Below are 12,325 nucleotides of genomic sequence, written 5' to 3'. Positions count from 1 at the left end.
GTCAGGGCACGAAGGCGACAACCAGCGGCCCCCAAAGCGTCAGGAAGATGTTCGCGACTGCGTAGGTCATCGTGAACGCGGGTGTCGGCGTCGAGTTGCCCGTCTTTTCCAGGAGCGTCGCAAAACCGGGATTGCCGGACCGGGACCCGGTTACAACTGCACAAGCCTCAACCGGATTGCGGATGCGCAGGGCAATATAGTTGATTGGGAATTGTACGATCATGGGCATCAGAGTGACCACGAACCCCAGCAACAGCAAGGTGATCCCGTATTCCTGAATCGCTTGCAGGGCGGGTTGACCGGCATTCAATCCGACCACGCCGACAAACACCGCAAGGCCAAAGCTTTGCAGGAAATTGGCTGCCCCGCGGTTGATGCCGCCGATTTTCGGGCGACGAATGCGCAGGTAGCCAATGATCAGGCCGGTGACCAGACAACCCAGCCCCGATCCAAGGGCAACCTTTGTTCCGGCGATGACAAAGCTGATCTCGCCGATCAGGTATCCGACGGCCACGCCAATCCCCAGCGCGATGAAATTCGTCACCGAAGCCGACGGCGGCACATAGCCCGCCATTTTTGACACCCGGTTCAAGTCGTCCTTATGCCCGACGATGCTGACCTCGTCGCCTGCGTGAATCTCGGTATCCTGTAGCACAGGTATGTCATGCCCCATGCGGGTGATTTTCGAAATATGCACACCACGACGCTGGTCGGCGGTCAGCGCCGTGCGCAGTTCGCCCAGCGTCTTTCCGGTCAGTTTGCGGTTGGTGATAACCACGTTGCGCCGTTCCTCGACAATGGTGAGGGCAGGGGGGTATTCTCCGACCTCCTTGCCCGAGGAGGCTTCAAATTTTGCAAGCGCGCCAACAAGTCCGGACACCACGATCACGTCGCCACTGACAATTACAGTATCGGGTTTGGGGTTCACAGGCGCGCCATCTCGCAGCAGTTTTTCGACCAAAACATCGCTGTCATAGCCGCCTTCGATTTCTGTAACCGATTTTCCGACAACCTGGGCACCATCCTCGACCCGATAAGCACGCGCATCAAACCGGTTCATCGGCAGAAACTCACCTTCTTCCAACGACCGGCCGCCGCCGCTGAGCTTTTGAGCCAGCTTGATTGCCTCTTGACGCAGGTCCCAGCGCATGATGATCGGAATGACACTGACCGCCAGAATTGGTCCGATCGAGCCGAAAATGTAGGTGACCGAGTACCCCACCGCGATATTGGTTTTCAGCTTCTCCGCTTCGTCCGCAGCCAGACCCAGCAGGTCGATGGCGTTACCTGCCGTGCCTATAATCGCGGATTGCGTTAGCCCACCCGCGGCAAGGCCCGCTGCAAGCCCCTTATCCAACCCAGCCCAGGTGGCCACGGCAATTACAAAGAACAATCCCCAAAGCGTCATCATGAACGCAGCCAGTAACTTGGTCAGCGCGGTTCGATTGAGCGCGGCAAAAAACTGTGGCCCGCCATTGTATCCAACCATGAAGATGAAGAGCGAGAAAAAGACGTTCTGGACATCGGTACTCAGATTGATCCCGCCAATCTGGCCAACAAATACCGCGACCAGCAATGTCCCGGCAATACCGCCAAGTTCGAACTTACCAATCTTGAATTTCCCAACCCCATATCCCAGGCCCAAACACAGGAACAGAGCCATGATCGGGTAGGTTCTTAGCTGGTCGGCAATCAACTCCATCGAAAAATCCCCAGGTTGCAAGTCGGTTGGATTTGGCGCTGGGTGGGTCGCTCAGAACGCTGAAAATAAAAATAAATTAGGTTGCCTGCGCCATGTTGGTGTCAGGTAAACATCCGCCCTTGCTTCTGTCAATTGCAAGGATTTGCATAAGTGGAACAAAACTCGGCACGGCCCTGACATTCAAAGCCGCCCCGCTTCATCTGCGGCGTTAACCTCTACTTGCCTTTCCAGACCGGGTCGCGCTTTTCCGCAAAGGCGCGGGCACCTTCCAACTGGTCCTCGCTTGCATAAAGGACGTCCACTGAACGCAACTGGCGCTTGGTGATACGGTTCATAGCGTCCTGGAATTTGCTGTCTTCGGCATCCCGGACCACTTCCTTGATCGCTGCGTATACCAGCGGTGGACCCGAGGCCAGCAGGCGCGCCAGTTCCCAAGCGCGGTCGATCAATTGATCAGCAGGCACGATTTCGTTCACCAACCCCCAGCGGTTGGCTTCTTCGGCGTCAAACCAACGTCCAGTCAGCAGCAGTTCCATGGCGATATGGTACGGGATGCGCTTGGGCAGTTTGACGCTGGCCGCATCGGCAACGGTGCCCGAGCGGATTTCCGGCAGTGCAAAAGTCGCATGATCCGCCGCCAGGATCATGTCGGCCGAGATCGCCAGCTCCAGCCCTCCACCACAGGCGATGCCGTTCACTGCTGCAATGACGGGTTTGTTCAGGTCGCGCAGCTCTTGCAGACCGCCGAACCCTCCGACGCCATAGTCTCCATCAACCGCATCGCCGTCGGCTGCGGCTTTCAGATCCCAGCCGGGGCAAAAGAACTTCTCACCTGCACCGGTCAGGATGGCCACGCGCAATTCAGGGTCATCCCGAAACTCGGCAAAGACCTCGCCCATTTTGCGGCTTGTGATCAGGTCAATGGCATTGGCCTTGGGTCGATCCAGCGTCACTTCAAGGATTGCTCCATCGCGGCGGGTTTTGATTGGGTCCATTTCTCAGGCCTTTCTGATTAGGGCATCCACGGCAACCGCCTTGTCCGGCGTGCACAGAAGCGGGTTGATCTCGACCTCGTCAAGCGTGTCGGCGTTTTCCATGACATAGGCCTGAACGGCCTGTACGGCGGTAATGATAGCATCCATATCAGCCGCCGGTTGGCCCCGATAGCCTGACAGCAGCGGGGCAATTTTCAGTTTGCCCAAGGCGGCTTGGATCTGCTCGGCCGGGCTTGGTATCAGCAGGGATGCGGTGTCGCGAAGTACTTCGGTCAATACGCCGCCCGCGCCCAGGGTCAGGACAAACCCGTGCGCTGGATCGCGCACGACGCCGACCAGCAGCTCTGCGACGGTTCCGGTGATCATCTCTTCGATCAGAATCTCATCCGTTCCGATCTCTGCGGCGACACGCGTCAGGTCTTTTGCGTGAACGCCCAGACGGACTGCGGAATGTTCGGATTTATGCGCAAGACCGACGCCTTTGACCGCAAAGGGGCCCTCCATGCCTTGCACGGCAACTGCAGCGTCATCTGTTCCGCGCACCGTGCAGTTTCGTGGGGTGCTCAAACCGTATGCTGCGAGCGATTGTTTGGCCTCGCCTTCAGTCAATGTACGGCTTTCCGGTGTCGGACCTGGCTGCAAAACGGGGAGCGGTGAGGGCGCAGCGATCTGCCCTGCAGCGCGGGTTGCGCACAGCATCTCGCGCAGTCCCATAAATGGCACCACCCCGCCGCTCATAAGTTCCTGGGCGACGTCTTCCGGCAGAAGCTCGGGCAGCGTCGCCGCAACGGCAAACCGCGCACCGGTTTCGGCGCGCGCTCTGATCGCTGCGCGCGTTGCACAGGACCAATCGGTGGGATCGGTGGTCGGATAGTCCACAATCGAGACTGTCAGGTCGATGTCGTCCCCGGTCATACCTGACCACGCCTGCGTCATCGCGTCTTCATCGCGCCAGACATAGGTGTGATAATCCAGCGGATTGTTCAGAGCGACCATCGGCCCGAGTGCTGCACGCAAGCGGGCTCTTTTGTCGTCGGTCAGGCGCGGGAAGGTCAGGCCGGTGCCGACGGCCATATCCGCGATCAGGCTGGCCTCGCCCCCAGAGCAACTGATCGAGGCGATGTTGCCGCCTGGCAGCGGCCCACAGCAATGCAATAGTTTCAGCGTTTCAAGAAAGTCGGGCAGGGCAGCAAGACGCGGGATCCCCAAGCGTTCCAGCAGCGCTTGCGCCCCGGCGTCGCTGCCTGCCAGAGACGCAGTGTGCGATATGGTCGCCATTTGCGCTTGTTCTGACGCGCCGACTTTCAAGGCGACCAGCGGGATACCCTTGGCATATGCTTTGGCGGCCAGTGCTTCCCACTCGCGAATGTCCTGGAAGCCTTCGATATGCAGGCCGATGGCCGTCACCCGCGGATCGGCGATCAGGGCCGCGGCAATCTCGGCCTGACTGGTCTGCGCCATGTTTCCGCAGGCCACCATATAGGCGATCGGCAGGCCACGTCTCTGCATTGTCAGGTTGATCGAGATGTTCGAACTTTGCGTCAGGATCGCAACACCGCGATCGACCGGTTTGGCCCCATGTTGATCCGGCCAAAGCAACGCTCCGTCGAGCGCATTGATAAAGCCGTAGCAGTTCGGGCCAAGAATGGGCATGTCGCCTGCTGCAGCGATCAATTGGTCTTGTAGGTCGCCCCCTGCATCATCTTCGGCCAAGGCTTCGGAAAAGCCCGAGGCAAAGCAGACCGCTCCGCCTGCGCCCATGTCGGACAAGGTTTGCACCGCCTCGACCGTCGCGTTCCGGTTGATGCCGATGAAAACCGCATCCGGCGGTCCAGGAAGGTCCGACAGACGTGCATAGGCTTTGTGCCCTGAAACCTCAGCGTCGCTGGGGTGTACCGGCCAGATATGCCCGGCATAGCCCATACGCTCGGATTGCAGAATGACCTGATGGCACCAAGCGCCGCCGCCGATGACGGCGATGGATTTCGGGCGTAGCAGCCGGGCAAGGTCTTTGCTCACCTTTTACGCCCCCAACGGACGCAGAAGATCGCGGCTGATGATGTGACGCTGGATCTCGCTGGTACCATCCCAGATGCGCTCGACGCGGGCGTCGCGCCAAAAACGCTCCACCGGGAAGTCATCCATCAGCCCCATACCGCCGAAAATCTGCAATGTGGTGTCGGTAACCCGCGCCAGCATCTCGGAGGCATAGAGTTTGGCCGAGGCGATCTCGCGATTTGAGGGCAGTTTCTGATCCAATCGCCAGGCAGCGGATAGGGTCAGCCAGTCGGCAGCGTCAATTTCGGTGATCATGTCGGCGATCTGAAAACCGACACCCTGAAACTTGCCAATGGGCTGACCGAACTGCTTACGTTCGGCGGCATAGTTCAGTGCATAATCAAAGCAGCGTCGGGCACGCCCGACCGAAAAGGCAGCGACCGTCAGGCGCGTCGCATAAAGCCATTCGTTCATGACCGCGAATCCACCATCAACCGCGCCCAGAACCTGCGCATCCGGCAGGCGGCAATTGTCGAAATACAGGATGCAGTTCTTGTACCCTTTGTGGCTGACCGAGTTGTACCCATCGCGCACCTCGAACCCCGGAGTGCCGCGATCCACAAGGAAAGTGGTAATGCGTTTCTTCGGTCCCTTTGGCGTCTCATCGACACCTGTGGCGATAAAAACGATAAAGAAATCGGCGTGTTCCGCACCCGATATGAAATGTTTCGAGCCGTTGATGACCCAATCTCCGCCATCGCGCACGGCCTGGCATTTCATGCCCCGCACATCCGAACCCGCGTCCGGTTCGGTCATCGCCAACGCATCCATCTTTTCTCCACGCACGGCTGGCAGCAAATAACGTTCGCGCTGGTCATCATTGCAGGCCATCAGGATGTTCTGTGGGCGCCCGAAGAAATGCGTCAGGGCCATCGACCCGCGTCCCAGTTCCCGCTCGACCAGGGTGAAATCAAGGTGTGACAGCCCGGCACCGCCGACCTCTTCGGGAAAGTTGCAGGCATAAAAGCCCAGATCGATGCATTTCTGCTTGATCTCATTCCCCAGCTCCAGCGGCACAGACCCCGTGCGCTCAACGGCGTCTTCGTGTGGGTAAATTTCGTTTTCGACAAAGCTGCGCACAGTCGAAACGATCATCTCCTGTTCGTCGGTCAGACCAAAATTCATGTCGCGAGTTCCTTGGATCGGTGATTGACGCAGGAAACCCGATCACGCATCAATATGGCATGCAGAATTAGCCGAAAATCATGCAAAGTTCGAAAAATTGACACATCAGTTCAACATTCTGCTCTTCGACGGATTTTCGAACCACTGTCTTGCCAACATGGTCGAGCCATTGCGGGCGGCCAATACCTTGGCGCGCCAACCGCTCTATGCGTGGCGCTTCTGCTCGTTGGACGGGAAACCTGTTCAAAGTTCCAGCGATCTGGTCATCACACCACATGGGCCATTGGGTGACCAAAAGGGCACATGTCTCGTTGTCATGCCGTCTTATGGCTATCTGAAACTGGACGCGCCCCGGATCACACGCGCATTGCTGGCAGCAGCCAAGAACCACACCCAGCTTGCTGGTTTGGACACTGGAAGCTGGCTATTGGCGCGGGCTGGTTTGCTGGACGACTACAAAGCAACCATTCACTGGGACGAACTCACCCGGTTCGAAGAGAGCTTTCCAGCGGTCCACGCGGTCCGCGAACGGTTCATAATTGACGGGGATCGCCTCACATGCTCGGGGGCGATGGCGGCGTTCGATCTCGCGTCGGCCCTGATCCAAAGAGATCACGGCCCGCTGTTGTCGATGGAAGTCGCCCATTTGTTGATGAGCCGAGGGGTCAGCACGCGGTACCCTCTGCCGATGAAGTCCGAAGATACTATGGTCAATCGCGCGCTGAGCGTAATGCAGGAGCACCTTGAAGCCCCACTGTCGATCCGTACCGTCGCCCGCAGGATCGGATGTTCCCAGAAACGGATCGAGCTGGTGTTTCAGGCTGAACTCAGAACAACGCCGCAAGCGGTGTATAAACGCCTGCGACTGAACCTTGCGCGAAGGTTGGCGGAAGAGACGCAGCAGTCTGTGGCTGAAATCGCCAGCCGCTGCGGATATGACAACGCCAGCGCCATGACCCGGGCCTTCCGGGCCGAGTTTGGACAAACACCCAGCGCGGTCAGGGCTGACGTCGGACTCTAGGACCGGACTGCGCTGATGGGTTTGCCGAATTCCCGCAGAAACGACCGACCCAGCGAGGATGAACCGGAAAACCCGCAGCGCAACGCAATCTGCTCGGAACTCAGCCGGGTTTCCTGTGCCAGATAGCGTGCATGCTGCAGCCGATACAGGCGATAGTACTTTCCGGGCGTCATTCCCAATTCATCCGAAAAAGCCCGGTTCAGGCTGCGCTCGGAAATCGACACGCGCTCCGCAAGCTCAAAAGTGGTCAAGGGGCGTTCGACATTTTCGGCGATGACATTCAGGGCCTCCAACAGCATGGGCGACCCACGGCTCATCAGGTGCTTGGCGCCGCGTTGCGCCTCTTTCTGCCGCACAGGGTCGAACAGAAACATGTTCGACGCATCAAACGCAGCAGCGGGACCAAACAACTCCTGTATCAGCTCGAGCATGAGGTCCAGCGCGGTACTTGCCCCACCGCATGTCATGATCCGGCCCGACCGGACAAATCGTGCGGTCGATACATCGACGCGCGGAAAGGTTTCGGCAAATGCATCCAGCTCCTGCCAGTGAATCGTGGCGCTGTGGCCGTCCAGCAATCCAGTCTCGGCCAACAGCCACGCCGCTGTGTCCAGGGCAAGAACACGCTTGGCGTTGCGGGCAGCTTCGCGGATTGCAGCCACCAATTGCTTTGTTACCTGCGCCCGTACGCGGTAACCCGCCACAATAACCAGAGTGTCGCTTGTCAGCTTCGGATCGAACTGCCGGTCGGGTGAGATCTTCAATCTGGACGAACTTTGGATCGTTTTGCCGTCCAGCGTTGTCACTTCCCAATCCGGATACGCAAATGTCGAACGCAGAAAAACGTCGCGCAACGGCTCGAGCGCATTGGCCAGAACCATGTTCGAGAACCCGTCGAGCAGCAGAAACTCGAACCGTTCAGGCGTGTCTGGCGAAAAAGGAGTGCTCATTGGCGAAAATAATACAGCTGGGGCGGGTGAATTGAAAGCAGTCCGCTTTGGTTTCTGCTCTAAGAACACAGACGGAACGTTGGGCCGAATGGGTCCGAGCAGCGCCAGAGAAAACCTTTTCAGGGGCACCTGCCTGCGTCGAACGGGGGTCTTCCGCAAGTCCGCCAAAAGGAACGGCTTGCATGGCAGGGCAATTGGCCCTTTACATTGGCGGCGACCTGACCGTGACGAACCATGGCGGGATCAACAAGGGCATGGACAGGTATGCGGGACACTGAATTTCTTACATCTCTCTTTGATGCAGCGGTACAGGCTGCTGATCCTCTGAAGGCGCTCGCCGGACATATGCCCGACCCACCCAAGGGACGCACTGTCGTCATCGGCGCAGGCAAAGGCGCGGCGCAACTTGCCCGCGCATTCGAAACACTGTGGCCCGGCCCGGTGTCGGGCACCGTCGTAACGCGGTATGGCTATGGCAGCAAATGTGACCGGATCAAGGTGTTGGAAGCCGCCCATCCCGTACCGGACGAGGCCGGGTTGCAGGCAAGCGAAGCCCTGATGCAAGAAGTGGCGGATCTGGGCCCGGACGATTTGGTCGTGGCCCTGATCTGCGGCGGCGGTTCGTCCTTGCTGCCTTGTCCTCCGGACGGACTTTCGCTGGAAGATGAGCAGGCGCTGAACGCCGCGCTGTTGGCATCGGGCGCACCGATCTCGGCCATGAACGCCATCCGCAAACATGTCAGCGGGCTGAAAGGGGGGCGGTTGGCCGCGATGGCCCATCCAGCGCGCGTAGTTTCACTCGTGGTGTCGGATGTACCCGGCGATGATCCGGCGCAGGTGGCGTCTGGCCCAACGGTTCCGGACGCGGTCAGCAGACAGGACGCTCTGAACCTGATCGCCGATCACCACATCGACCTTCCCGACAGTATCCTGAATCACATTCGCAACCCGGCCGCCGACGCGCCTTTGCCAGATGATCCGCGTTTCACCCAGAACGAGGTTCATGTGATCGCATCCGCAGGAATTTCGCTGGATGCTGCCGCCCAGGCGGCACAGGCGCAAGGCGTTCCCGCCGTTATCCTATCCGATGCTATCGAAGGCGAAGCGCGCGATGTTGGGCGGGTCCATGCCGCGATCGCGCGCGAAGTCGCCAATCGAAACCGGCCATTTGAAAAACCGGTGGTCATCCTGTCCGGAGGCGAAACAACGGTCACATTGCGCAGCAAAGGTCGCGGTGGACGAAATACCGAGTTTTTGCTGGCTATTGCGCAGGAACTGGACGGAACCACCGGCATTTCAGCGCTTGCAGCTGACACAGACGGCATTGACGGATCGGAAGACAATGCCGGGGCTTTTGCCGACGGATCCAGTTGCGCCCGCATGCGTGCTGCCGGGCGTAACCCAGCCGCCGATCTGGCCGGGAATGACGCGTTTTCTGCGTTCGAGTCGGTCGGAGATTTGTTCTCGCCCGGTCCGACCGGGACAAACGTAAACGATTTCCGCGCGATTCTGGTGCGCTGAGGCCTCGGGCGTACCTCCGATCTGAACGCCGGTTTTGACTGCCAGTCCGCGGTCGGCAGCCAAACTAGGCTAATCCCGCACTCGTGCATCAAGCGTTATTGACAAAACACCTGTAATTGTGATTGTTAGCGGTAACAGCACCGAGGTGCCATCTTCAGATGGTGCTCCGGGGCTCTGAACGTGATCCTGCATCGACTATCCTCAAGGGAGGCAAACATGACCGTAAAGGTTGCCATTAACGGATTTGGGCGCATTGGCCGCTGCGTTTTGCGGTCGTTGGTAGAAGCCGGGCGCAACGACATCGCGGTCGTTGCTGTGAACGATCTTGGACCGGTCGAGACCAATGCGCATTTGCTGAAATACGACACCGTCCACGGCGCGTTGAACACCGAGATCAAAGTTGAGGGCGACCAGATGCTTGTCGGTGGGCGCGAAATCCGCGTCAGCGCCGAACGTGACCCGTCCAAGCTGGACTGGGGTGATGTCGATGTTGCCCTGGAATGCACCGGCATCTTTACCAAACGGGATGCAGCTGCTCAGCATCTAGAGAACGGTTCGAAAAAGGTTCTGATCTCGGCACCTGCCAGCGGGGCGGACAAAACCATCGTGTTTGGCGTAAACCACGCAAGCCTGAGCGGTCAGGACGTCATCGTCTCGAACGCAAGCTGCACGACCAACTGCCTGTCGCCGGTCGCCAAGGTGCTTGACGACGCTTTCGGGATCGAGACCGGCTATATGACAACGATCCACTCTTATACCGGCGATCAGCCGACCTTGGACACAATGCACAAGGATTTGTACCGGGCCCGCGCTGCGGCGATGTCGATGATCCCGACCTCGACCGGTGCGGCACGCGCGGTCGGAGAGGTGCTGCCCCACCTCAAGGGCCGTCTGGATGGATCGGCCATCCGCGTACCAACACCGAACGTATCAGCGGTGGATTTGTGTTTCATGCCCAAGCGCGCGGCGTCGGTTGACGAGGTGAACGCTGCCATCCGCGCCGCTGCCCAAGGCGAAATGAAAGGCGTACTGGCCATTTCTGACGAGCCTCTGGTCTCGTCCGATTTCAACCACAACCCGCATTCGTCGATTTTCGCCACGGAACAGACCCGCCTGACAGATGGTGGCATGATGCGCATCCTCAGCTGGTACGACAACGAATGGGGCTTTTCGAACCGCATGCTGGACACCGCCCACGCGATGGCCGGCGCGAACTAAAGCAAATCGATCAATCAGCTGCGCTCTGCTTCGAGCGCAGCCACTCCTCAAGCTCGCTGATCTGTGTTTCTGACAGGCGCAGCCCCAGCTTGCTGCGCCGCCACAATATGTCGTCGGCCTGGCAGACATATTCCTTGTCAATCAACCAGTTGACCTCGCGCTCGGTCAGGGTCGCGCCAAAGTCGTGGCCCAAATCCTTGATGTCGGCGCAATCCTCGAGGATCAGAAATGCATCGGTTCCATAAGCCTTGATCAGGCGCAATGCCCAGCGTGCATCCAGAAACTGGTGTTTGTCGCGGAGCTTCGAAACAAGATCCGGCACTCCATCGACGGGAAAATCCCCACCCGGCAAAGCAACACCAGCGGTCCAGGGGCCTGATGTGTTCGGCAATTGCGTGCCAATTTCCTCCATCGCACTTTCCGCCAGACGCCGATATGTAGTGATCTTGCCTCCAAAGACGTTCAATGCAGGTGCACCGCGGCTGGTATCCAGTTTCAGCACATAATCCCGCGTCGCCGCCGTCGCGCTGCGCGCGCCGTCATCGTACAAGGGGCGAACGCCGGAATAGGTCCAGACGACATCGGATTGGGCGATCGGCGCCTCAAGATACTGGTTGATGAAGTTGATCAGGTAATCGCGTTCCTGCGGTGTACATTCCGGTGTGATCTCAGCATCCGCATGGTCTGCATCCGTCGTGCCGATCAGAGTGAAATCCGTTTCATAGGGGATTGCAAAGATGATGCGCCCATCGGTGCCCTGAAAGAAATAGCTCTTGTCGTGTTCAAACAGCCGACGCGTGACGATATGGCTGCCGCGCACCAACCGCACGCCTTCAGCGGTGTTGCTTTTCAACGTGCCGCGCAACACCTCGCCCACCCAAGGCCCCGCTGCATTTACCACCATTTTCGCGGTGCGTTTGGTAGTTTCACCGGTTCGGGAGTTCTCTGTCGTCACATGCCACATCCCGCCTTCGACCTCGGCCGAGATACACTTTTCTCGGGTCAAAATTTCTGCGCCCCGCTGTTCCGCGTCCCGGGCATTCAGCACCACAAGCCGTGAATCCTCGACCCAGCAATCCGAGTATTCAAACGCTTTTTCGAAATGCGGTTTCAACCGCGCGCCTTCGGCGCTGGATCTAAGATCTATGCTGGTTGTACCCGGTAAGATCTTCCGCCCGCCCAGGTTATCGTACAGGAACAAGCCAAACCGGATCAGCCAGGCGGGGCGTCGCCCTTTCATCCAGGGCATGACAAGACCCAAAAGACGCGAAGTTGGCGTCGATGAATCAAACCGCATGCTGTTGTGATAGGGCAGCACAAACCGCATTGGCCATGAGATATGGGGCATCGCCTGCAACAGCGTTTCCCGTTCAATCAGCGATTCCCGAACCAACCGAAATTCGAAGTATTCCAAATATCTGAGACCGCCGTGAAACAGTTTGGTCGAGGCGCTTGAGGTGGCCGAGGCGATATCGTCCATCTCGACCAGACAGACCTTCAGGCCGCGCCCTGCGGCATCCCGCGCAATACCGCAACCGTTTATTCCGCCGCCAATCACAAGCAGATCATAGGTGTCTGTCATCGTTTCGCCCCTGCGTTTTGCGCCAATTATCCGCGGTAAATTGCAAAAATCGCAAGGAAAAGGAAAGTGTCTATTTTCGTTTCTTTTCGATCTCAATAAGTTCTTGTAAATATTAATATTGTACCGATTTCATCCTGAGAATTGGGCAAAATT

At 58.4% G+C, this 12,325-nt stretch carries 9 protein-coding genes; 3 read left to right on the top strand and 6 right to left on the bottom strand.

The features are described 5' to 3' along the window. Window position 1: 1 nt before the first annotated feature. The 4 genes from aspT to ACR0LX_RS10580 all read right to left on the bottom strand — a co-directional run bounded on the left by aspT (window position 2) and on the right by ACR0LX_RS10580 (window position 5,880). Window positions 2–1,702 carry an aspartate-alanine antiporter gene (gene aspT / locus ACR0LX_RS10595; protein ID WP_480783693.1) on the bottom strand — a complete coding sequence of 567 codons (1,701 nt, stop codon included), beginning with the start codon at window positions 1,700–1,702 and terminating at the stop codon, window positions 2–4. 215 nt (window positions 1,703–1,917) lie between these two features. Beyond that, complete coding sequence (locus tag ACR0LX_RS10590; protein WP_480783692.1) at window positions 1,918–2,697, bottom strand: carnitinyl-CoA dehydratase; 780 nt, start codon at window positions 2,695–2,697, stop codon at window positions 1,918–1,920. Window positions 2,698–2,700: 3 nt separating this feature from the next. Further along, window positions 2,701–4,716 carry an acetate--CoA ligase family protein gene (locus tag ACR0LX_RS10585; protein WP_480783691.1) on the bottom strand — a complete coding sequence of 672 codons (2,016 nt, stop codon included), beginning with the start codon at window positions 4,714–4,716 and terminating at the stop codon, window positions 2,701–2,703. A gap of 3 nt (window positions 4,717–4,719) precedes the next feature. Beyond that, window positions 4,720–5,880 (bottom strand): acyl-CoA dehydrogenase family protein, encoded by a 1,161-nt coding sequence (locus tag ACR0LX_RS10580; protein ID WP_480783690.1) that lies wholly within the window; start codon window positions 5,878–5,880, stop codon window positions 4,720–4,722. A gap of 97 nt (window positions 5,881–5,977) precedes the next feature. Between ACR0LX_RS10580 and ACR0LX_RS10575 the strand changes: the two genes are divergently transcribed. Beyond that, window positions 5,978–6,901, top strand: coding sequence for a GlxA family transcriptional regulator (locus tag ACR0LX_RS10575; RefSeq protein ID WP_480783689.1), 924 nt, complete (start codon window positions 5,978–5,980; stop codon window positions 6,899–6,901). On the opposite strand, the gene ACR0LX_RS10570 is transcribed toward ACR0LX_RS10575, so the two are convergent. Beyond that, window positions 6,898–7,851 (bottom strand): GlxA family transcriptional regulator, encoded by a 954-nt coding sequence (locus ACR0LX_RS10570; RefSeq protein ID WP_480783688.1) that lies wholly within the window; start codon window positions 7,849–7,851, stop codon window positions 6,898–6,900. The genes ACR0LX_RS10575 and ACR0LX_RS10570 overlap by 4 nt on opposite strands. A gap of 264 nt (window positions 7,852–8,115) precedes the next feature. Between ACR0LX_RS10570 and ACR0LX_RS10565 the strand changes: the two genes are divergently transcribed. Together ACR0LX_RS10565 and gap are read left to right on the top strand one after the other, a co-directional pair. After that, window positions 8,116–9,372, top strand: a complete 1,257-nt coding sequence (locus ACR0LX_RS10565) for a glycerate kinase type-2 family protein (protein ID WP_480783687.1) — start codon at window positions 8,116–8,118, stop codon at window positions 9,370–9,372. Between the two features lie 216 nt (window positions 9,373–9,588). Then, window positions 9,589–10,590, top strand: a complete 1,002-nt coding sequence (gap, locus tag ACR0LX_RS10560; protein WP_480783686.1) for a type I glyceraldehyde-3-phosphate dehydrogenase — start codon at window positions 9,589–9,591, stop codon at window positions 10,588–10,590. A gap of 10 nt (window positions 10,591–10,600) precedes the next feature. Here the strand turns inward: gap and glpD are convergent, their stop codons facing one another. Then, window positions 10,601–12,172, bottom strand: a complete 1,572-nt coding sequence (glpD, locus tag ACR0LX_RS10555) for a glycerol-3-phosphate dehydrogenase (protein ID WP_480783685.1) — start codon at window positions 12,170–12,172, stop codon at window positions 10,601–10,603. Window positions 12,173–12,325: the final 153 nt, after the last annotated feature.

Source organism: Ruegeria sp. CH11 (assembly GCF_056537105.1).
The sequence above is the reverse complement of the archived record's forward strand: the minus strand, read 5'-3'. Positions and strand labels throughout refer to the sequence as shown.

What these genes read in the sequence shown, in the direction of transcription:
- ACR0LX_RS10570 (WP_480783688.1), bottom strand. Translation starts at nt 7,851, where the DNA reads ATGAGCACTCCTTTTTCGCCAGACACGCCTGAACGGTTCGAGTTTCTG.
- ACR0LX_RS10580 (WP_480783690.1), bottom strand. Translation starts at nt 5,880, where the DNA reads ATGAATTTTGGTCTGACCGACGAACAGGAGATGATCGTTTCGACTGTG.
- aspT (WP_480783693.1), bottom strand. Translation starts at nt 1,702, where the DNA reads ATGGAGTTGATTGCCGACCAGCTAAGAACCTACCCGATCATGGCTCTG.
- glpD (WP_480783685.1), bottom strand. Translation starts at nt 12,172, where the DNA reads ATGACAGACACCTATGATCTGCTTGTGATTGGCGGCGGAATAAACGGT.
- gap (WP_480783686.1), top strand. Translation starts at nt 9,589, where the DNA reads ATGACCGTAAAGGTTGCCATTAACGGATTTGGGCGCATTGGCCGCTGC.
- ACR0LX_RS10565 (WP_480783687.1), top strand. Translation starts at nt 8,116, where the DNA reads ATGCGGGACACTGAATTTCTTACATCTCTCTTTGATGCAGCGGTACAG.
- ACR0LX_RS10590 (WP_480783692.1), bottom strand. Translation starts at nt 2,697, where the DNA reads ATGGACCCAATCAAAACCCGCCGCGATGGAGCAATCCTTGAAGTGACG.